Source organism: Nocardia sp. NPDC057663, assembly GCF_042799895.1.
GTDB lineage: Bacteria > Actinomycetota > Actinomycetes > Mycobacteriales > Mycobacteriaceae > Nocardia.
In genome coordinates, this window is record NZ_JBHVHX010000001.1 from 97,119 (window position 1) to 116,547 (window position 19,429).

The 19,429-nt window shown below is 68.8% G+C and carries 23 protein-coding genes; 12 read left to right on the top strand and 11 right to left on the bottom strand.

The window, feature by feature from the left end; genetic code table 11:
- Window positions 1-17 precede the first annotated feature (17 nt).
- The 4 genes from ACFVAV_RS00430 to ACFVAV_RS00445 all read right to left on the bottom strand — a co-directional run bounded on the left by ACFVAV_RS00430 (window position 18) and on the right by ACFVAV_RS00445 (window position 4,381).
- On the bottom strand, window positions 18-1,238 hold the full coding sequence (locus tag ACFVAV_RS00430) for an NADP-dependent malic enzyme (protein WP_379028023.1): 1,221 nt from the start codon (window positions 1,236-1,238) through the stop codon (window positions 18-20).
- 411 nt (window positions 1,239-1,649) lie between these two features.
- Window positions 1,650-3,212, bottom strand: a complete 1,563-nt coding sequence (locus ACFVAV_RS00435) for an FAD-binding protein (RefSeq protein ID WP_379028024.1) — start codon at window positions 3,210-3,212, stop codon at window positions 1,650-1,652.
- 51 nt (window positions 3,213-3,263) lie between these two features.
- Entirely contained in the window at window positions 3,264-3,530 is a 267-nt protein-coding gene (locus ACFVAV_RS00440) for a hypothetical protein (protein WP_379028026.1), read from the bottom strand.
- On the bottom strand, window positions 3,527-4,381 hold the full coding sequence (locus tag ACFVAV_RS00445) for a PHP domain-containing protein (RefSeq protein WP_379028028.1): 855 nt from the start codon (window positions 4,379-4,381) through the stop codon (window positions 3,527-3,529). Before ACFVAV_RS00445 ends, ACFVAV_RS00440 begins: the two co-directional genes overlap by 4 nt.
- Window positions 4,382-4,476: 95 nt before the next feature.
- On the opposite strand from ACFVAV_RS00445, the gene ACFVAV_RS00450 reads away from it, so the two are divergent.
- Entirely contained in the window at window positions 4,477-5,535 is a 1,059-nt protein-coding gene (locus tag ACFVAV_RS00450; protein ID WP_379029862.1) for a magnesium and cobalt transport protein CorA, read from the top strand.
- A gap of 87 nt (window positions 5,536-5,622) precedes the next feature.
- On the opposite strand, the gene ACFVAV_RS00455 is transcribed toward ACFVAV_RS00450, so the two are convergent.
- The 7 genes from ACFVAV_RS00455 to ACFVAV_RS00485 all read right to left on the bottom strand — a co-directional run bounded on the left by ACFVAV_RS00455 (window position 5,623) and on the right by ACFVAV_RS00485 (window position 10,362).
- Complete coding sequence (locus ACFVAV_RS00455; protein ID WP_379028030.1) at window positions 5,623-5,841, bottom strand: hypothetical protein; 219 nt, start codon at window positions 5,839-5,841, stop codon at window positions 5,623-5,625.
- Window positions 5,842-5,989: 148 nt separating this feature from the next.
- The gene (locus ACFVAV_RS00460) at window positions 5,990-6,640 is read right to left on the bottom strand and encodes a dienelactone hydrolase family protein (RefSeq protein WP_379028032.1); all 651 of its coding nucleotides are present in this window, start codon (window positions 6,638-6,640) and stop codon (window positions 5,990-5,992) included.
- 22 nt (window positions 6,641-6,662) lie between these two features.
- On the bottom strand, window positions 6,663-7,046 hold the full coding sequence (locus ACFVAV_RS00465; RefSeq protein WP_379028033.1) for a hypothetical protein: 384 nt from the start codon (window positions 7,044-7,046) through the stop codon (window positions 6,663-6,665).
- A 388-nt stretch (window positions 7,047-7,434) separates the two neighbouring features.
- Window positions 7,435-8,016, bottom strand: a complete 582-nt coding sequence (locus tag ACFVAV_RS00470; protein WP_379028035.1) for a suppressor of fused domain protein — start codon at window positions 8,014-8,016, stop codon at window positions 7,435-7,437.
- 96 nt (window positions 8,017-8,112) lie between these two features.
- Window positions 8,113-8,814, bottom strand: coding sequence for an RNA-guided endonuclease InsQ/TnpB family protein (locus ACFVAV_RS00475; protein ID WP_379028037.1), 702 nt, complete (start codon window positions 8,812-8,814; stop codon window positions 8,113-8,115).
- A gap of 84 nt (window positions 8,815-8,898) precedes the next feature.
- The gene (locus ACFVAV_RS00480) at window positions 8,899-9,393 is read right to left on the bottom strand and encodes a general stress protein (RefSeq protein ID WP_379028039.1); all 495 of its coding nucleotides are present in this window, start codon (window positions 9,391-9,393) and stop codon (window positions 8,899-8,901) included.
- A 12-nt stretch (window positions 9,394-9,405) separates the two neighbouring features.
- Entirely contained in the window at window positions 9,406-10,362 is a 957-nt protein-coding gene (locus ACFVAV_RS00485) for an HpcH/HpaI aldolase/citrate lyase family protein (protein WP_379028040.1), read from the bottom strand.
- 76 nt (window positions 10,363-10,438) lie between these two features.
- On the opposite strand from ACFVAV_RS00485, the gene ACFVAV_RS00490 reads away from it, so the two are divergent.
- The 11 genes from ACFVAV_RS00490 (at window position 10,439) to ACFVAV_RS00540 (ending at window position 19,359) form a co-directional block, all read left to right on the top strand.
- A complete protein-coding gene (locus ACFVAV_RS00490; protein WP_379028041.1) occupies window positions 10,439-11,752 on the top strand; it encodes a magnesium transporter MgtE N-terminal domain-containing protein in 1,314 nt (437 codons plus the stop codon).
- On the top strand, window positions 11,749-12,339 hold the full coding sequence (locus ACFVAV_RS00495; protein WP_379028043.1) for a DUF1003 domain-containing protein: 591 nt from the start codon (window positions 11,749-11,751) through the stop codon (window positions 12,337-12,339). The genes ACFVAV_RS00490 and ACFVAV_RS00495 overlap by 4 nt, the downstream gene beginning before the upstream one ends.
- 136 nt (window positions 12,340-12,475) lie before the next feature.
- Entirely contained in the window at window positions 12,476-13,846 is a 1,371-nt protein-coding gene (locus tag ACFVAV_RS00500) for a lytic murein transglycosylase (RefSeq protein ID WP_379028045.1), read from the top strand.
- Between the two features lie 96 nt (window positions 13,847-13,942).
- On the top strand, window positions 13,943-14,800 hold the full coding sequence (locus ACFVAV_RS00505; protein ID WP_379028047.1) for a lytic transglycosylase domain-containing protein: 858 nt from the start codon (window positions 13,943-13,945) through the stop codon (window positions 14,798-14,800).
- An 84-nt stretch (window positions 14,801-14,884) separates the two neighbouring features.
- Window positions 14,885-15,217, top strand: a complete 333-nt coding sequence (locus ACFVAV_RS00510; RefSeq protein ID WP_379028050.1) for a hypothetical protein — start codon at window positions 14,885-14,887, stop codon at window positions 15,215-15,217.
- Window positions 15,214-15,939, top strand: coding sequence for a hypothetical protein (locus tag ACFVAV_RS00515; RefSeq protein WP_379028052.1), 726 nt, complete (start codon window positions 15,214-15,216; stop codon window positions 15,937-15,939). Before ACFVAV_RS00510 ends, ACFVAV_RS00515 begins: the two co-directional genes overlap by 4 nt.
- Window positions 15,940-16,428, top strand: a complete 489-nt coding sequence (locus ACFVAV_RS00520) for a hypothetical protein (RefSeq protein ID WP_379028054.1) — start codon at window positions 15,940-15,942, stop codon at window positions 16,426-16,428.
- The gene (locus tag ACFVAV_RS00525) at window positions 16,367-17,035 is read left to right on the top strand and encodes a hypothetical protein (protein ID WP_379028056.1); all 669 of its coding nucleotides are present in this window, start codon (window positions 16,367-16,369) and stop codon (window positions 17,033-17,035) included. The genes ACFVAV_RS00520 and ACFVAV_RS00525 overlap by 62 nt, the downstream gene beginning before the upstream one ends.
- A gap of 124 nt (window positions 17,036-17,159) precedes the next feature.
- On the top strand, window positions 17,160-18,296 hold the full coding sequence (locus ACFVAV_RS00530) for an Mrp/NBP35 family ATP-binding protein (RefSeq protein ID WP_378847103.1): 1,137 nt from the start codon (window positions 17,160-17,162) through the stop codon (window positions 18,294-18,296).
- Window positions 18,297-18,412: 116 nt separating this feature from the next.
- Window positions 18,413-18,730, top strand: a complete 318-nt coding sequence (locus tag ACFVAV_RS00535; RefSeq protein ID WP_379028058.1) for a DivIVA domain-containing protein — start codon at window positions 18,413-18,415, stop codon at window positions 18,728-18,730.
- On the top strand, window positions 18,727-19,359 hold the full coding sequence (locus ACFVAV_RS00540; protein WP_379028059.1) for a DNA-3-methyladenine glycosylase I: 633 nt from the start codon (window positions 18,727-18,729) through the stop codon (window positions 19,357-19,359). Before ACFVAV_RS00535 ends, ACFVAV_RS00540 begins: the two co-directional genes overlap by 4 nt.
- Window positions 19,360-19,429: the final 70 nt, after the last annotated feature.

The window sequence follows — 19,429 nt, forward strand, 5'->3', positions numbered from 1 at the left end:
TCGATCTCTGCTGCGGACTAGGCGACGCCCTCGGCGCGGGCGGCCTCGGCCACGGCCTCGGCGACCGCCGGAGCGACGCGCGGGTCCAGCGGGCTGGGGATGATCCGGTCGACGGCGAGCTCGCCGGCGACGACACCGAAGATGGCGTCGGCCGCGGCGACCTTCATGCCCTCGGTGATCCGGCGCGCGCCCGCGTCCAGCGCACCCTTGAACACGCCGGGGAAGGCGAGCACGTTGTTGATCTGGTTCGGGAAGTCGCTGCGGCCGGTCGCCACGATCGCGGCGTACTTGGCGGCCACCTCGGGGTGGATCTCCGGGTCCGGGTTCGACATGGCGAACACGATCGACTCCGGCGCCATCGAGGCGATGAGCTCCTCGGGGATGGTGCCCGCAGACAGGCCGAGGAACACGTCGGCACCGGCCAGCGCGTCGGCGGCGCTACCGGTGAGCCCGCGCGGGTTGCTGCGGGCGGCCAGCTCGGCCTTCACCTCGTTGAGGTCGCCGCGGCCGGAGCTCACGATGCCCTTCGAGTCGAGCACGACCACATCGGGGACGCCCGCGGCGAGCAGGATGTTGGCGCAGGCCACACCGGCCGCACCGGCACCGGACACCACGACCTTCAGCGCCGACATGTCGCGGCCCTGCTGCGCGGCCGCGCCCTTGAGGGCGGCCAGCACCACGATGGCGGTGCCGTGCTGGTCGTCGTGCATGACGGGGCAGTCCAGGGCCTCGATGACACGCCGCTCGATCTCGAAGCAGCGCGGCGCCGAGATGTCCTCGAGGTTGACCGCGCCGAAGCTCGGGCGCAGGTGGATCAGCGTCTGGACGATCTCGTCGGGATCGGTGGTGTCGAGCACCAGCGGGATCGAGTTCAGGCCGGCGAACTTCTTGAACAGCGCGGCCTTGCCCTCCATCACGGGCAGCGAGGCGCGCGGGCCGATGTCGCCGAGGCCGAGCACGGCGGTGCCGTCGCTGACCACGACCACGAGGCGGTCGGTCCAGGTGTAGGTCTTGGTGAGCGCCGCGTCCTCGGCGATCGCACGGCTGACCTGGGCAACGCCGGGGGTGTAGGCGATGGACAGATCACGCTGGGTCTCGAGCGGGGCACTGAGCTCGACCGACAGCTTGCCGCCGAGGTGACCCGCGAAGATCTCGTCGTGGGTGATGGCAGCAAGGCTCGCTGCGTCATCGGCCTGGGGCGCCGCGGTGGCATTCGGTGCGTCAGTCACAGGTGACACGATTTCACTCCTGCTCGAGTCGGACTCAACCGGGGGACGGTTACCGCCGGGTATATCGGGATTACGGGATTGCATGACGCTCAGAGGGTGCGCAGCCAGGGCGAATACCGGAGAAAACCGGGTGCGTGGCGCAGCACTGATCCGCAGAGCGGAGCCGGACGGGTGGTCCGGACGGGCAAACGGGTCGACCCTCGGCCGCGACGGTGCGTCGCGAGGCGAATGGTCACCATGGTCCCCGAACCCGGCGGTGGCAAGGGAAGGGAATCCGCAACATTCTGCCAGCCGGTCCGACCAGTTGCCAAACCGGATCCGTGTATCACCCGGCCGCGCGTCATGTGTCGAGGGTAGCCGCGCCGAATTGCCATGGCGTTAGAGAAAACTCGCAGCTGGCAGGGAACATCCGGTGAACAATCACACCGCGGCGGGTCGGCTCGCGGTGAGCTCGCCGTCCCACGGATCGGTCGAATCGGCCCGGCGGACCCATACCTCGTCGAGCCCACCACAGCGCTGCCGGACCCGCCATTGCTCGACCGCGTCCGGATGGTCGATGCGCCGGTGGATGCCGCGGCTCTCGGTGCGCACGAGCGCGCTGTAGCCCGCCCACCGCGCCACCGCGAGCAGGGCAGCCGCCTGTCTGGCCCTGAGTTGCCCGGCGCCGATGCCGCCCAGTTCGAACTGCGCGCCCGGCCACATCGTATCCAGCTCGGCGATGCTGTCGCGCAGGCTGCCCGCACTGCGCCGATAACTGCGACGTAAGGGCAGCGTGTGCTCCTGCACCAGGCCGATCACCGAGCGCGGATCGATGTGGGTGTGCGGGCCCAGACCCGCTCCCGGCACCGGGCGGGCGCTGGTGGCGCGCTCGGTGACCATCGCGAAGGCGGCCGCGCCCTCGCCCGCCCAGGTTCCGGAGGACAGCGCCCACGCACCGCGCAGGCCGCCGGTCACGCCCGCCGCACCCGCGACGACTTCCCGGCCCGCGACGGCGCCCGCGGCGAAGAGGCCACGGACCGTGGTCATGCAGTCGGATCCGGACAACGCCAGGCCGCCTGCGCCGAGGACCGTTCCCTCCAGCACCGCGCGCACGGGCACCCGGCCCGCGGAGTCGACCGCACCGTGCCTGCCGAGCCAGTGCCGGACCGTGTCGGGCACCTCGTGCAGGGCGGCGAAGACCCGCCTGCCGTCGGCGAGCGCGCCCAGCGCCGCCGGGTGGTACGCGCCGGGGAGTTCGACCCCCGACTCGTCGTAGAGCACGGCGAAGTGCACCGAGAGTCCCGGGGCGACAGCCGGATTCGGATGCACCCGGGACAGGACCGGCGCCAGCCCGTAGGCGCCGGAGAATTCCATGCCGGACAGCTCGGCCCCGGCCTCGGCCGCCATCAGCAGGCCGTCGCCGGTGTTCACCTCGGTGCCCGCACCGCCGGACAGGAACGCGCAACCACCGGTCGCGAGCACCACCGCGCCCGCGCGGACGGTCCACGGCCGGAACTTGTTGTGGTGCTGGATGCCGGCGGCGCCGACCACCGTGCCCGCCGGGTCGGCGAGCAGGCGCAGCGCCGGGTGATGATCGAGAATGCGCACGCCGACTTCCAAGGCACCGCGGCGCAGCCTGCGCAGATAGCTCGCGCCGTCCAGGTGCACCACCGGCGGATCGCCGCCCGCGACGTCGGGTACCCGGTGCCGGGTGCCGGACCAGACCTGCAGCCGCCGATGGGTCTCGTCGATCGCCCGGTGCAGCCAGGCGGCGTCACCGAGACCACCGCCCCGCGCGAGTACCCGATCGACGGTATTCACCCTGGCCTGACCCGGCGCGATGTCCCACAGGGTGGTGGTGCCGTAGACCGCCGGACCGCTGGAACCGCAACGACTCTTGTCCACCAGGACGACCCTGGCGCCGGTGCTCGCGGCCGAGACGGCGGCCCAGAGCCCGGCGGGTCCGCCGCCGAGGATCAGAACATCCGTCTCGATGGTGCTCACAAAGAGAAATATTCGGGCACAGTTCACCCGGGCGCAACCATTACGCGGCCATCAGCTCCACCATTGTGTCCAAAGCAATACACCGGTCGTGACCAGGACTACCGCCGAGCCGGTGAACGTCGCCAGGCCGCGGCGCCGGTCGGCGAAGACCTGCGCGCCGACGACGACGATCGCGGCCAGCACATGCCAGGTCAGCGATTCGGCGCCGGGCCCGGGAAAGTCCCTGCGCGAACCGATCACCGCGGCGCCTGCCACGACGCAGAGCAGCACGACCACCCCGCCCGCGGCGATGCCGCTGAGCCCGCGCAGCAGCGTCACGGGGCGATCACCGGCACCCCGCTCGCCTTGCCGATCAGCGCCTCGAACTGTTCGGGATCGGTCCGGCAGGCGCCGATCTCGATGGTCTTGTTGCTGCCGTGATAGTCCGACGAGCCCGTCCGCAGCAGGCCGAGCTCGGCCGAAAGATCGGTCAGCACCGCGCGATCGGCGTCGCTGTGGTCGGGGTGGTCGATCTCGAGCCCGCCCAGCCCGAGCGCGGCCAGCTCCCGGATCTCGTCGAGCGCGAGCAGCCTGCCGCGCTTGCGTGCCCGCACATGGGCCACCACACTGACCCCGCCCGCGGCGGCGATCAGCTGGACCGCCCTGGTCAACGGGGTGTCGGCCTTCTCCGCGTAGTACGGCCCGTGCGGGGCGAGCAGTTCCAGGAACGCGGCGTCGACGCTCTCGACCACGCCCGCCTCGACCAGCGCCCGCGCCAGATGCGGGCGGCCCGCCGCGGGACCGGCACCGGCCAGCACCGCGTCGGGATCGATGGGCAGGCCGTCGGCCACCATCTTGTCGGCCATCGCGCGCACCCTGGCCACCCGCTCCGCGCGCAGCCGTTCGCGTTCCTCGGCGAAACCCGCGTCGGTGGGGTCGAACAGGTACGCCAGCAGGTGCACCGGGACGGGCCTGCCGTCCTCCCCCATCCCCTGGCACGACATCTCCATGCCGCGCACCAGCGTCAGCCCCGGCGGACGCGCCGCCTCGGCCTCGGCCCAGCCCGCGGTGGTGTCGTGGTCGGTGATCGCGACGACGTCGAGACCGGCCGCGGCGGCGCGGCGCACCAGCTCGCCCGGGCTGTCCGTGCCGTCGGAGGCCGTCGAATGGGTATGCAGATCGATGCGCACACCCTCAGTCTTACAGTGCGGTCTCGACGGGCGCGCAGGCCTGGGCCGACTCGGCGGTTGGCCGTAGCATCCACCCCGTGCCCTCCTTGCCGCCGATGCCGTCGTTTCGCGGGCCGGGCCGGCCCGTGACACCGCGGCCGCGGATCCCCGTGCCGACGGCGCGCGCCATCGTCGACTGCGGCGTCTACGTCGACGGCACACGGCTGCCCGGGCATTTCACCCCGCAGCGGGCGCTGACCGAGGCGGGCAAGACCGAGGACGGGTTCGTCTGGCTGGGCCTGCACGATCCGGACGAGGGGCAGATGTCCGATGTCGCCCAGATCTTCGACCTGCACCCACTGGCCGTCGAGGACACGGTGCACGGCCGCCAGCGCCCCAAGCTGGAGCGCTACGACAACACCCTGTTCCTGGTGATGCGCACCGTCAGCTACGTCGAGCACGACATCCACGCGATCAGCGAGATCGTCGAAACCGGCGACATCATGGTCTTCACCGGCCCGCATTTCGCAATCACCGTGCGCCACGGCGAGCACACCGGCCTGGCCGGGGTGCGGCGGGAATTGGAGGGCAAGCCCGACCAGTTGCGGCTGGGTCCGTGCGCGGTGCTGCACGCGGTCGCCGACCACGTGGTCGATTCCTACGTCGACGTCTCCGAATCGGTCGAGTCCGATATCGACGAGATGGAGGAGGCCGTGTTCACGCCCGCCTCGAAGGTCGGTATCGGGGCGATCTACCAGCTCAAGCGGGAGGTGGTCGAATTGCGCCGCGCGGTCGCGCCGCTGGGGCCGCCGCTCCAGTCGCTCGTGCAGAATCAGGATCTGCCGGTACCCAAGGAGATTCGCCGCTACCTGCGCGACGTCGCCGACCACCACACCAATGTCACCGAGCACATCGGCTACTTCGACGAACTGCTGAACGGCCTGGTCAACGCGGCCCTGGCCAAGATCAGCGTCCAGCAGAACACCGACATGCGCAAGATCGCGGCCTACGCCGCCATGGCCGCGGTGCCGACCATGATCGCCGGCGTGTACGGCATGAATTTCGACTTCATGTGGGAACTGCACCAGCCGTGGGGATACCCGGTGGTGCTGGCGATCATGGCCATCTTCTGTGGCGTGCTGTTCCGCAGTTTCCGCCGCAACAAATGGATCTAGCCTGGTCTCTGGATCGCCACGCCCACGTTGCTTGCCTGTCGATCCGCTCAGTTCGACGTGAGATGCGGCCGGCCCGGACGGCTTTCGCTAGTGGTGCGGGATCGTGAATCGGCTGGTGACGAAGTTCGCGTCGGTACCGGCGTTCTTGGCCAGCAGCGCCTGGTCGGTCGCACTCGCGCGAGATTGCGCTGACGAGACCTTCTGCTGGGCGGCGGCGGCCGCGACAGCTCCCGCATTGGCGCCGAGCTGGATCAGCGGAGCAGGGACTCCGCCGAGCGATGAAGAGGGAGTTCCTTGACCGTCCACAAGGCGCCCCCGCCGGCGTCGAGCAACCCGGCCTTCGACGTCTCGAACGTCAACGTGATCACGGCGAACACGGCCGCGACGACCTTCAGAAACCCCTCGCTCGGAGCTGGCGGCTGCCGTATGCCTGCCAGTCGCTCTCGAACTCGGCTCAGGTGGTTTCGGTTCCGCCGGGCCGATGCGCCAGGAACCAGTCGCGCGCCTCGTGGGCGACGACCTCGAGCGTGCCCGGTTGCTCGAACAGATGCGTTGCGCCCGGCACGACTGTCAGCTGGTGTGGGCAGCGCATGCGCTCGGCCGCTTGGCGGTTCAGCTCGAGTACCGTCCAGTCGTGCCCACCGACCAGCAATAGGGTCGGCGCCCGCACCCGATCGATGCGCGGGATGGCGAGATCGGGGCGCCCGCCGCGGGAGACAATCGAGACGATATCGGCGTCCGGATCCGCGGCTGTCCACAGCGCCGCGGCCGCGCCCGTGCTGGCACCGAAGTACGCCACCCAGTTGGCCTTGTCGCCGACCTGCGCAGTGACCTTGGCGAGACGGTCGGCCAGCAGCTCGATGTCGAACACCAGCCGTCGGTCGCCTTCTTCACCGGCGGTGAGCAGGTCGAAAAGCAGCGTGCCGAGCCCGGCGGCGGTCAGTTCCTCGGCGACGTAGCGGTTGCGCGGACTGAACCGGCTGCTCCCGCTGCCGTGCACGAAGATCACCAGGCCGTCCGAGCCGGCGGGCTGAGTAAGCATGCCCCCAAGATCGACACCTCCGACGCGAAGGTCGATCTCCCGATGCTCGGTGGGCGTAGTCATGCCGACTCCGACCGGTCTCCGTTCAGGTGGTCACCGAAAGGGTGCGCGTATGCGACGCGATCGCCTTCTGCAGCTCCGCGCGCGAGAGCGTGTGTGTGCCGCAGCTGCACCATGCGGGCAGGTCGTCGTCCTCGAATCTGGTCGCCTGGACCATATCGGCGTACTCGGAACCGCGGCTTCCACCGTGATGCGCGTTGTCAACGAAGTCACGGGAGCCGCTCGCGTGGGGTTCGCTCGCAGTGACTACCACCGGCCCCTCCTCCGTTTTGTACACGGTGGCGACGTGGTGGCTGGCGGGACAGGTCACCCGCACGAGTACGTGATCGCTGCGCTGTGCGCCGAGAGCATCGACGGCGGTGCGGGCGGCGCGGCGGCGGTCGGTTGGGGGGAGTTCGACGACGTTCATATTCTCATTCCACGCCGATGTTCCTTGCGGGTAAAGGGGCATTTCGTGCCGGGTTGCCGAGCGGTTCGCCCGTCGGGTGCAAAATGCGTCGTCGTTGCATCTTGTCGATAACAGAGCACCCCCAGGCCGTGGCCAAGGCCCTGCGATGAAGCCGACCGCACCGGGTGAACAGCTACGCCGAAGGTGCGACGGCGGTTGTTTCGTCACCTATTGGTCACGGAACTCGGTGTGAACTATTTGTAGGTCGGTGGTCCGGCGATTGCTTTGTATAATTTCGGCCGCGTTTCGGAGAATTCAGCGTGGTAGTGGGAAAGATCCGACATCCAAGTCGAACCGGCGGGCGATGCCTCGACCGGTCGTACCCTGCTCGCGCCGGATCTCACCTGGGCTAGAGGTTGACCGCGCCGCGCGCGGGATCACGCACGTCGATGCCCGCCTCGGCCCAGGCGTCGCGCAGGGCCTGGGCGCCGCGCACCCGGACCCAGGCGGCCTCGGTCGCGGTGATCGGGGTGACGCTGAGATACCGCACCGGATCGGCGGGCTCGGGCAACGCCACCTCGGTGATGTCGCTCTCGCCGAGCAGCACGGCCGTGAACGGCGCGTTGTGCCACAACGGTTCGCCCAGGTCGAGCAACGCGTCGGCTTGCAGCACAACACCTTCCACCGACGGGGTCGCGACGAGCACGGCGAGCGAACGAACGACACCGGCCTGCGGGCCCGCGCTCGCCAGCAGCGTGAGCACCAGCTCGGCGCGCGGGCCACGGACCGGATCGGCCAACAGATCGGCCGGATCACCCATCGGATGCCGTGACCCGCCCAGGGTCGCGTAGTGCACCGCGCCGGCACCAGGGATGCGCAGGATCTCGATCGGCTCCAACCCGAGGAAGGTGACCGAGGCCGAGTCGACCTGCGCCCGGTCGACGCCGTAATGGTCCAGCACCGCGGTGCGGACCGAATTCACCACATCCATTGCTTGACGCCCTCCCGGCCGTGAATGACCGAGATTCCTCCCGCGGCACGCTGCGCCGCTCCAGTGGGTTCCTGTTTCATAGAGTCGCGCTCCCTGCTAGGCGGGGAGACTTACCGTCTCTCCGCAGGCGTTTAACCACTCCGCACGTCCTGCGGCGTGGATGTTCTTGGCAGCGTTGAGGTCGCGATCGTGGACCACACCACACGCTGGGCACTGCCACTCCCTGACCGAGAGCGGCTTCGGACCATCGACAACCCCGCATGAACTGCATATCTGCGACGACGGAAAGAAACGATCCACCCTCGCAAACGTCCGCCCGTACCGTGCGGCCTTCTCCTCCAGCATGCGGGTGAACATGCCCCAGCCGGAATCGTGCACACTCTTCGCCACGTACAACCGCTGGTTGGAGCGAACACTGAAACCGTTGCGAGTCAACCGAATCGACTGCCGGTTGTCTTTGCGGGACTGGAACCTCGGAGGCGCTACCTTCGCACCCTTGCGTTTCCCGGTGACCGAAGAGAGGAAGTTGCGGTAGGCGGTATGAAGTTCGCCCAGAGCTTGGACCAACACCACTGACGAGACTTCGCCCAACCAGCCGCGTTCGGGGGTCTTCTTCGCGGCGGTGATCACCTGGGTCTGCAATACGGAGTCTTTGATGTAAGGCTGCCCGGCAGCGAAAGCAGCCCGACGGGCGGCCAGCCCGTCGTTGTACACCACCCGCGCGCACCCGAACGCGCGAGCCAACGATATCTGTTGGCCCGGCGTCGGATAGACGCGGAAGTTGTAGCGGAGCTGCACAATCCGACCCTAAGGCCACCCACCGACAAACTCGACTCGCCAACCCGGCCGTCAACGACCGGGCTTGCACGCTATCTTCTTCGGTCACAGGGCCAATCGGGCCAGCATGTCGCGGGCGCGCTCGGCCGTCTTCGGGTCGCACAGGACGTCGTAGCGGCCCGCGACCAGTTGCATGGACGAGGCGAAGTCGCGCTGGCCCTTGGTGGCCGCGTACGGGATCGAGGTGGTGATCACACCGAACACGATGCCACCGACCAGGCCGACGGCCAGCGGGCCGAGTGCACCGCCGGTGGTGGCGAACAGGCTCAGCAGCAGGCCGAGGAACAGGCCGAGCCAGGCGCCCGACACCACGCCGCCGCCGATGACCTTGCCCCAGGTGAGCCGGTACAGCACCCGCTCCACCTGCATGAGGTCGACGCCGACGATGGTCACGTCCTGCACCGGGAACTGCCCGTCGGCCAGGTAGTCGACCGCGCGCTGCGCCTCGGCGTAGGTCGGATACGAGCCGACCGGCCAGCCCGACGGCGGCGTCGGCAACGCCTGCCGTCCGCGATTCGGGTTGCCCAAGGGATTCGTCATAGTCCCATTCTGCTAGTTCTGGACCGGCGGTGGCGGAGTGAAACGCGTCGTCCGCGTCATTCCGGCAGCTCGGCCCTTCTCCGCTATGACCTGCGCCATCTTCGCGCTTGCCTCATCGATCATTTCATCGCCCAGCATGACGGCGCCACGCGCGCCGCCCGCCTCGGAGGTGTGGAAGGCGTAGGCCTCCAGGATCAACTCGGCGCGGTCGTAGTCGCTCTGGCGCGGACTGAAGATCTCGTTGCACGCGTCGATCTGGTCGGGGTGCAGCACCCACTTGCCGTCGAAACCCAGTGCGGCGGTGCGCCCGGCGGCCCGGCGGAACCCGTCGACATCGCGGACCTGCAGGTACGGACCGTCGATCGCCTGGATGCCGTGCGCGCGGGCGGCGAGCAGGATGGTCATCAGGATGTGGTGGTAGGCGTCGCCGACGTCGTAGCCCTCCGGCTGCTCGCCGACCACCAGCGTGCGCATATTGATGCTGGCCATGAAATCGGCCGGGCCGAACACCAGCGCCTGCACGCGCGGGCTCGCGGTGGCGATCGCGTCGATATTGCGCAGGCCGATGGCGTTCTCGAGCTGCGGTTCGATCCCGATCCGCCCGACCTCGAGCCCGCTCGCCTTCTCCAGCTGGGTGAGCAGCAGATCCAGCGCCTGCACCTGGCTCGCGTCGGTCACCTTGGGCAGCAGGATCGCGTCGAGCACCGCGCCCGCGCCCTCGACCACCGTGATCACGTCGGCGTAGGTCCACTCGGTGGTCCAGTCGTTGACCCGGACCACCCGCAGCTGCGATCCCCAGCCGGGTTCGTTCAGGGCGGCGACGATATTCGCCCGCGCCGCGCTCTTGGCGCCGGGTGCGACGGCGTCCTCGAGGTCGAGAAAGACCTCGTCCACCGGCAGGCCCTTGGCCTTGGCGATCATCTTGGGGTTGCTGCCGGGAACGGCAAGCACTGATCGGCGGGGCTTCATGGGCTCCTCCTCGTGTTCGTCACACCGGCCGTGGCGTGTCGTGACCGGCCGTTGTGGACCGCCTAGCCTGAGGGTCATGGCAACCACCAGGGTGTACGTCGCCCGGCTCGCCGGTCTGACGGTGCTGGGTCCGGACGGGGAGTCTATCGGCCGGGTCCGCGACGTCGTCGTGGCCGTACGGCACGGGCGTCAGCAGCCCCGAGTGCACGGCATGGTCGTCGAATTGGTCACCCGGCGGCGGATTTTCGTGCCGATGCTGCGGGTGACCGCGATCGAGCCGGGCATCGTCACCCTGAACACCGGCACCGTGAGCCTGCGGCGGTTCGCCCAGCGCCCCGGCGAGATGCTGGCCATGGCCCAGATCGTGGACTCGCTGGTGCGGGTGGACGATCCCGGCCTGCCGGATCTGAACGGCGTCGACGTGTACGTGGCCGATCTCGGCATCGAACAGACCAGGACCAGGGACTGGGTCGTGGGCCGGGTCGCCGTGCGCGGGCACCGCCGGATCGGGCGCAGGCGCACCGTGCACGTGGTGGACTGGTCGCAGGTCGACGGCCTCACACCCGCCGAGGTCGGCAGGCCGGGCCAGGACGTCACCACGCTGCTCGAACAGTTCGAGGGGCTGCGCGCCGCCGACGTCGCCCACCGGTTGCGCGAACTGCCGGAGAAACGCCGCATCGAGGTGGCGATCGCCTTCGACGACGAACGCCTCGCCGATGTCGTCCAGGAGCTGCCCGACGACGACCAGGTCGATCTGCTCGGCCATCTCGAGGTGCGCCGCGCCGCCGACGTGCTCGAGGCGATGGACCCCGACGACGCCGCCGACCTGCTCGGCGAACTGCCCGAGAGCGAAGCCGAATCCCTGCTCGCCCTGATGGATCCCGAGGAATCCGAGCCGGTCCGCAGGCTGCTGACGCACTCCCCCGACACCGCGGGCGGTCTGATGACGCCGAAACCGATCGTGCTCAGCCCGTCGACCACCGTCGCCGAGGCGCTGGCCCGGGTCCGCGACCCCGATCTCACCCCCGCTCTGGCCTCGATGGTCTTCGTCGTCCGGCCCCCGACAGCGACCCCCACCGGCCGCTACCTGGGTTGCGCGCACATCCAGCAGCTGCTGCGGGAACCGCCCGCGCACCTGGTCGGCGGGATCGTCGACACCGATCTGACACCGCTGTCACCGGATCTGCCGCTCTCGGCGGTGACCCGCTACTTCGCCACCTACAACCTGGTGTGCGGTCCGGTCGTCGACGCGGAGAATCATCTGCTCGGCGCGGTGACCGTCGACGATGTCCTCGATCATCTGCTGCCCGAGGACTGGCGCGAAGAAGAGGAGCCGCCGACCGCCCATCCCGAGGCGAGCGCGCTCCGTTCGGATGGGAGTACGTCGTGAGTGAGAAGAACCCGGCCCGTCAGCGGCTGGAGACGCCGGTCGGCTCGCGTTTTTCCCTCGACTGGGACTCCGAGGCGTTCGCGAGCAGCAGTGAGAAGGTCGCCCGATTCCTCGGTACGGGACGGTATCTGGCGATCCAGACGGTGATCGTCATCGTGTGGATCATCCTCAATGTGTTCGTGGTCGCGCTGCGCTGGGATCCGTACCCGTTCATCCTGCTCAACCTGGCGTTCTCCACCCAGGCCGCCTACGCGGCGCCGCTGATCCTGCTGGCTCAGAACCGGCAGGACAACCGGGACAAGGTCTCGCTCGAAGAGGACCGCAGCCGGGCGGCACAAACCAAGGCCGACACCGAATTCCTGGCCCGCGAGCTGGCCTCGCTGCGCCTGGCGGTCGGCGATGTCGCCACCCGCGACTACCTGCGCCGGGAGCTCGAGGAGATCAGGGAGGTGCTCGACCGGATCGACGCGGTCACGACACCCGACGGCGCGCCGAAGACGGAGAAGAAGCGAAAAGCCGTTCGCAAGAAAACCTCCGGTCAAACGCCCTCTCCTGCCCCGGTTTCGCCAGGTGGTTCAGACGAGTAACCGGAAATGCTCTACAACTTCCTGACCGGTAGGTAACCTGGATCACGTTGTTCCGGGCGGGCCGGAGGGGGACTCTGCGGCCCGCTGCTTCGACGTAAGGGTTGGTGTGGCCGTGCGAATCTCTGCTCCGATAACGATGTCAGCCCTTGTCGTCGCTGGACTCGTCGCCTCCGGGTCGACCGTGCAGACCGCGACCCCGAGCGCCGCGCCGACGGCGCCGGAAGCGCTACTCGCCGCGACGGCGAGCACCGCCGAGGACACCCCCGAGACCGATCCTTCCGAGATCGTCGGGTTGCTCCCGATCGCGCAGGAGGCGCCGCGCAAGCTGCGCGCGCTCACGCCGTCGTCGAACAACCTGGCACCCTTCGCCGGAACCGTTCCGCTGCAGAGCATTTCGCTACCCACCGGCAGCGGCGCGCTGGGCATCCCGGAGATCGTGCTCGCCGCCTACCGCAATGCCGAACTGGCGATGGAGACCGCGCAGCCGGGCTGCGGGCTCACCTGGAACCTGCTGGCAGGCATCGGCCGCATCGAATCCGGGCACGCCAGCAGCGGCCGCACCGACGCGGCGGGCACCTCGACCACCCCGATCTTCGGACCCGCGCTCGACGGCACGCTGCCGGGCAACGAGGTCATCAGGGAGGCCGACGGCGGATTCGTCCGCGCGGTCGGCCCGATGCAGTTCCTGCCGAGCACCTGGGCGCTGTACTCCGCCGACGGCAACGGTGACGGCACCGCCGATCCGCACAATGTCTTCGACGCCGCGCTCGCCGCGGGCAAGTACCTGTGCTCGGGCGGCATGAACCTGCGCGAGGCGTCCCAGGAGCTACGGGCGGTGCTGCGCTACAACAACTCGATGTCCTACGCGGCCAATGTGCTGAGCTGGTCGGCGGCGTACCGGACCGGTGGCGCGCCGAGCCAGGTGACCATCTCCCCCGACATCGTGCCGCCGGGCAGCGCGCCGCTGGTCTCGCCCAATGTGCTGGCCGCCGCCACCGACGCGCCGGTCACCGCGGCGCCGCCGTCGACGACCAACCAGCTGCCGCCCAACACGCCGAAGGTCACCACGCCGACACAGGTGATGATCACGCTGCCCGGCCTGCCACCGATCCCCTGCGGCATCTTCTGCCCCGCGCCGGTGGCCCCCACGCCCGAGGTCTGCGTGAGCGAGCCGGTGCCTGCCCAGATGCCGAACCCGCTCGCGGAGGAGAAGCGCCCGGTCGAGCAGACCTTCGGTGCCGCGGCGCCGAAGGATCCGGCACGGCCCGAGGAGCAGGCCACCGCGCCCGTATGCACGCCGGCCGCGACCGGCGAGCCCACACCCACACCCGCGCCCGCCGAGGCTCCGGCACCCGAGAAACCGGAGAAGACGCCCGAACCGGGCATCGCGCCGACCGAGGAGCCCGCGCCCGCCGAGCCCGCCCCGGTGGCGCCGACCCAGCAGCCCGGGATCACGCTGCCGTTCAACATCGTCATCCCGCTGCCGCCCGCCCCGGCGGCCCCGTAGAAATCAAACCGATATTCAGATCACGGAGGGGTAACAAAAAGGTCTCGGGTGCGGTAATCTCTTCTCATCCAACACGGTTGAGGAGGGCACCACACAGTGGGTCGTCATCGGAAACAGCCTGCTACGACGGTTCGCCGTAGCTCGCTCATCGCATTGACCGGATTGGTCCCCGCCGGACTCGTGGCCGTCACCGCCGCCGCGACCGACGCGACGACCACCAGCACCGCGGCCGTCGAGCACGACCTGCCCGGTGTCGATCCGGAGACCGCGCCCGAGCTCGTCGCCGCGCCGCAGGCCGATATCGCCGAGGTCGCGCACGCGGAGGCGCGCCAGTCGCCGTCGGCCACGCCGGTGGTGAAAACCGTTGCGCTGCCGGATAATCGGGTGTCCGCCGATCTCCCCGCGGGTCCGCTCGGCATTCCCGGTATCGCGGTCGCCGCCTACCAGAGCGCCGAAGAGCAACTGGCCGTGGAGAATCCGCACTGCGGGATGTCCTGGTCGCTGCTGGCCGGGATCGGCCGCGTCGAGTCCACCCACGCCTACGGCAAAGCCGACGCGGACGGCAACCCGATCAAGGCGGTCTACGGTCCGGTCCTCGACGGCAGCCTGTACGGCAACAATGTCATCCACGACAGCGACGGCGGCGAACTCGACGGCCTCGGCGGCTACGACCGCGCCATCGGCCCCATGCAGTTCCTGCCCGAGACCTGGCACAACTACGCCGCCGACGGCAACGGTGACGGCGTCGCCGACCCGCAGAACCTGTTCGACGCCGCACTCACCGCGGGCCGCTACCTGTGCGACGGCGGGCTGAACATGCGCGACCTGTCCCAGCAGTCCAAGGCGATCCTGCGCTACAACAACTCGATGGCCTACGTCGCCAACGTGATGGCGTGGTCGGGCTCGTACTCGAGCGGGCTCGCTCCCAAGGCATCGGACCTCCCGCGCATCTGAGGCGGTTGCACTGAGCAGGCCATCTATGTGAAGGTGCTCCGACGTACACGCGGCTTCCGGCTTCACCGCCGGGAAGGGGGCTCGATGTCGGAGACGTTCAAGGTCGATCCAGATGCGGTGGACACGTTCGCCGCGAGTTTGAAGACACTCGCCGAAGCCAACGCGAATGTCGCGACCTATCTGGAGAAGTGGCTGGTACTGGACAACACGGTGTGGGGTGACGGCGGGCTGATCCGTACCGGGCTCAGCGCCGTCGGTGAGGCGCACGCCGAACTCGCCCCGAACTACGCCAACCTGGGAACGCTCGCCGCCACCGCGGCGACCGAACTCACCAAGGTGGCGCAGGTATACCGGACCACCGACAAGGCACTGGCCGATGAGCTGGACCGCACCTATCCCGCGGGTGGTCAGTCATGACACAGGCGCCGTCCGAGCTCCTGGCCGAACCCGCGCTGGAGGATCCGCTCAACGACAAGTTCGAGTTCCTCATCACCTCCAATCTCATCTCGCCGACCTACTGGGCGTGCAAGTGGAGCGAGAACGTCCTCGGCACAGACCCGCTGAAGTGGGTCACCACCAAGATCTCCGGTGATTGGGAGTCCCTGCAGAAAGCGGGCAAGGCGGTGGAGAACCTCGCCGCCTACAGCTCGGCGTTCTCCGAATCGGTCAAAACCGCAGCCACCACGGTCGACGCGACCTGGGATGGAAATGCCGCTACGAGCGCGCAGGCCTACTTCACCAAGCTCTCGTCTGCCATCTCCGCCCAGGTTGGGCCCTTGAAGGATTTGGCCGACGAGATCAACAATTTCGCCGAGTCGGCGTACCACATCTCGACCTCGATGAGTAACTCATTGCAGGCCGTGCTGGACTGGGCCGCCATCGCGGTGATCCAGTGGGCCGCGGTCAAAATCGCCGGGCTCAGCGGCGTCGGCATCGTCGCTACCGCGGCACTGTGCGCGGCTGCCACCCTGACCACACTCAAAGTCATCAATGAGTGGAACAGGCTGGTCCAGTTCTTCAACTCGGGGTATGCGGCTCTCGAGGGGATCGCCGGTGTCGGATTCGGCGTGGCCGCTGTGGTTCAGTCGGCCGATATGCCCATGCTGCCCACCGCCAACTACGACCACCCGGGAGCCTAAGTGAGCGCGCCTGAGCCGATTCATGATCTGGCCCGCGGTGACATCGGTGTGTCTCGTCAACTGTCCAGGGCGCTGCGGGTGCTCATGGACACCGCCACGGAACCGCAGTTGAAGAACCAGCTTCGCGGGATCCTCGAGGGGAAGGGCAGCGCCCGCGATCTGATGCACAGCGAGGCCTTCAATCGGGTTCTCGATCGGACGATGCCTGCCGCCATGACTCAGTTCGCCGACATGACGGACGAGGAGCGGCAGCGGCTGGCCGAACAGGGCGAAGCGGACTTGGTGCGGCTCAGGTCGCAGCCCGTCGCGGACGAGTTCAGGTCGGAGCCGGTCGCAGACCAGCCGCCCCCGTCGGCGCCCGCACCTGCTACGAACACCGTGGTTCCCGGAACCCGCAGGCCCAACCGCGAGCGCATTGTCACTCCGGATGACGAAGACGAAGACGACCGGTATTTCCGCGAACGAAACCAGCGGGGATGGCTGGCGTGACTGTCGTGCGAGCCCAGCGATGAGCGGGACGTCCCGGCAGCAGGTCGTCTTCGACACCGAGGTCAACCCTGATTGGATTCCGTTCTTCACGGAGTCGCCGATGGAGCTGGTGCCGACTGAGTCGATGCCCGAGGTGTGTATCGAGCACGGCCTGCCTGCCGTCGAACACCGTCCCTTTTTCGTGCATTCCAACGGGCCGCACTCGGAATGGCCGACACTGCGGGCCATGCTGATGTCCGTGGCGCCGTTCGTGCAGCGGCTTCCGGTCGAGGCGACCGTCCGGTTCGACTGCCCCGCCTGCGAATTCTGCCTGGCTGAGATCAGGCGGTCCCAATGGATCGCGGTGCTGGCGCTGCTGGTGGTGCCACTGACAATCGCCGGTATCTTCACGGCGGTCTCGCTCGAGCTGCGTCAGCTCTATGTGCCCTTGGCGTTTGCCTTCTTGCCCGGATGCATGCCGATCGCGCTGCTGGTGGCGGTGCTGGCGTGGAGCCGATCGGGGTTCTTCGCGGACGTGTGGATGAATCAGGACGCGGATCAGTTGATCGTTTCCGCGCACCCGGATTTCGTCGCCGCGGTCGAGCGGAACCGGGCCGAGACGCAGTGAACACCGTCTGGGCGCGTCGTGACGGCGATCGCGGGCGCTCCGAATCGCGGGTGGTGCGTCAGCGTCGTGAGCGGGATCAGCCCCAGGACCGTACTCGAATTGCCAGCAGCATAAAATCGGGCATATGCCAGTGATGACGGAAGCGGATGTGCGGGCGGCGCTCGCGAAGGTCGACGATCCGGAGATCCGCAAGCCGATCACCGAGTTGGGCATGGTCAAGTCGATCGCCATCGCCGACAGCGGTGATGTGCATGTCGAGGTGTATCTGACCACGTCCGGCTGCCCGTTGCGGACCGAGATCGTCCAGCGCGTCACCAAGGCCGTCGCCGACGTGCCCGGCGCCGGTGCGGTGACCGTGGACCTCGACGTGATGAGCGACGAGCAGCGCACCGAACTGCGCAAGTCGCTGCGCGGCGATTCGGCCGAGCCGGTGATCCCGTTCGCCCAGCCCGGTTCGCTCACCAGGGTGTACGCCGTGGCCTCCGGCAAGGGCGGTGTCGGCAAGTCCAGCGTCACCGCCAACCTGGCCGTCGCGCTGGCGCAGCGTGGCCTGTCGGTCGGTGTGCTCGACGCCGACATCTACGGCCACTCGATTCCGCGCATGCTCGGCACCGACGCCCGCCCGACGCAGGTCGAGCGGATGATCATGCCGCCGATGGCATACGACGTGAAGATGATCTCGATCGCGCAGTTCACCCAGGGCAACACGCCCGTGGTGTGGCGTGGCCCGATGCTGCACCGCGCGCTGCAGCAGTTCCTCGCCGACGTCTTCTGGGGCGACCTGGACGTGCTGCTGCTCGACCTGCCGCCCGGCACCGGCGACGTGGCCATCTCCATCGCCCAGCTGATCCCCAGCGCCGAGATCCTGGTCGTCACCACCCCGCAGATCGCCGCCGCCGAGGTGGCCGAGCGCGCGGGCGCGATCGCCCTGCAGACCCGGCAGCGGATCGCGGGCGTGGTGGAGAACATGTCCTGGCTGGACCTGCCCGACGGTTCCCGGATGGAGCTGTACGGTTCCGGCGGCGGCCAGGTCGTCGCGGATCGCCTGACCCGCGCGGTCGGCTCGACGGTGCCGCTGCTCGGCCAGATCCCGATCGAGCAGGCCCTGCGCGAGGGCGGCGACGCGGGCACCCCGATCGTGCTCACCGACCCGGACAACCCGGCCGCCAAGGCACTGCGCGAGGTCGCCGACAAACTCGCCATCCGCAAGCGCGGCCTTGCGGGCATGTCCCTGGGCATCGATACAACTCGCCACCTGTAGAACATGGGTAACTCACCGGGTACGGGCACACGCGACCGATCGACATACCGGCAGCCGCCGGCACAGCGAGACCACGCGGGCGAGTCCGGCCAAGATACACGGAGAGGCGGGACAGCATGACGCTGCTGCTCTATGTGCTTATCGTCGGGTTGGTCGCGGCGATGCTGTTCCTCGTGGCGAGTGCCGTGTTCGGACGGTCCGAGGAGCTCGGTCCGCTGCCCGAGGGCACGACGGCCACGGTGCTGCCCGCCCAGGGCGTGACGGGGGCCGATGTGCGCGCGTTGCGGTTCCAGCAGGTGGTGCGCGGTTACAAGGCCGGTGAGGTCGACTGGGCGCTGGGCAGGCTGGCCGAACGCATCGACGAGCTGGAGCTGGAGCTGGCGCAGGTACGCCAGTGGCAGGCGCAGGTGGCACCCGGTCAGGACCGGGCGTGACCGAGCTCGCCGACGACGGGCTCGTCCGCTGCCCGTGGTCGACCGGTTCCCCGCTCTACCGCGAATATCACGACACCGAGTGGGGCAAGCCGCTGCACGGCGACGACGCCCTGTTCGAACGGCTGTGCCTCGAGGCGTTCCAGTCCGGTCTGGCCTGGATCACCGTCCTGCGCAAGCGCCCGGCGTTCCGGGCCGCGTTCGCCGGCTTCGAGATCGCGAAGGTCGCCGAATTCGGTGACGACGACCGCGCCCGGCTGCTGGCCGACGCCGGCATCGTCCGCAACCGCGCCAAGATCGACGCGGTGATCGCCAATGCCAAGGTTGCCCGGGACCTGCCGGTGAGCCTCGACGAGCTGCTGTGGTCGTTCGCGCCCGCGCCACGCCCGCGCCCGGCGGCGATCGCGGATGTGCCCGCGACCACACCCGAATCCATTGCTCTGGCAAAGGAATTGAAGCGCCGGGGCTTCGCCTTTGTGGGCCCGACGACGGCGTATGCCCTCATGCAGGCGACCGGGATGGTGGACGATCACCTGGAGGTTTGCTGGGTGCGCGCGGCCCCGGACGGAACCGACTCGGGAGTCACATTTCGTACTCAGGTGTCCGCCCGAGACGGCAATAGGGAAGAATAGGACCGGTGTGGCCCGCCGAACACCCGGCGAGCCAGAGAACAGGTGCGCACTCGACCGCGCAGATCTGGAG

What these genes read in the sequence shown, in the direction of transcription:
- ACFVAV_RS00450 (WP_379029862.1), top strand. Translation starts at nt 4,477, where the DNA reads ATGCCGTCGTTTCGCGGGCCGGGCCGGCCCGTGACACCGCGGCCGCGG.
- ACFVAV_RS00460 (WP_379028032.1), bottom strand. Translation starts at nt 6,640, where the DNA reads ATGACTACGCCCACCGAGCATCGGGAGATCGACCTTCGCGTCGGAGGT.
- ACFVAV_RS00465 (WP_379028033.1), bottom strand. Translation starts at nt 7,046, where the DNA reads ATGAACGTCGTCGAACTCCCCCCAACCGACCGCCGCCGCGCCGCCCGC.
- ACFVAV_RS00470 (WP_379028035.1), bottom strand. Translation starts at nt 8,016, where the DNA reads ATGGATGTGGTGAATTCGGTCCGCACCGCGGTGCTGGACCATTACGGC.
- ACFVAV_RS00480 (WP_379028039.1), bottom strand. Translation starts at nt 9,393, where the DNA reads ATGACGAATCCCTTGGGCAACCCGAATCGCGGACGGCAGGCGTTGCCG.
- ACFVAV_RS00485 (WP_379028040.1), bottom strand. Translation starts at nt 10,362, where the DNA reads ATGAAGCCCCGCCGATCAGTGCTTGCCGTTCCCGGCAGCAACCCCAAG.
- ACFVAV_RS00490 (WP_379028041.1), top strand. Translation starts at nt 10,439, where the DNA reads ATGGCAACCACCAGGGTGTACGTCGCCCGGCTCGCCGGTCTGACGGTG.
- ACFVAV_RS00500 (WP_379028045.1), top strand. Translation starts at nt 12,476, where the DNA reads ATGTCAGCCCTTGTCGTCGCTGGACTCGTCGCCTCCGGGTCGACCGTG.
- ACFVAV_RS00510 (WP_379028050.1), top strand. Translation starts at nt 14,885, where the DNA reads ATGTCGGAGACGTTCAAGGTCGATCCAGATGCGGTGGACACGTTCGCC.
- ACFVAV_RS00515 (WP_379028052.1), top strand. Translation starts at nt 15,214, where the DNA reads ATGACACAGGCGCCGTCCGAGCTCCTGGCCGAACCCGCGCTGGAGGAT.
- ACFVAV_RS00525 (WP_379028056.1), top strand. Translation starts at nt 16,367, where the DNA reads ATGACGAAGACGAAGACGACCGGTATTTCCGCGAACGAAACCAGCGGG.
- ACFVAV_RS00530 (WP_378847103.1), top strand. Translation starts at nt 17,160, where the DNA reads ATGCCAGTGATGACGGAAGCGGATGTGCGGGCGGCGCTCGCGAAGGTC.
- ACFVAV_RS00535 (WP_379028058.1), top strand. Translation starts at nt 18,413, where the DNA reads ATGACGCTGCTGCTCTATGTGCTTATCGTCGGGTTGGTCGCGGCGATG.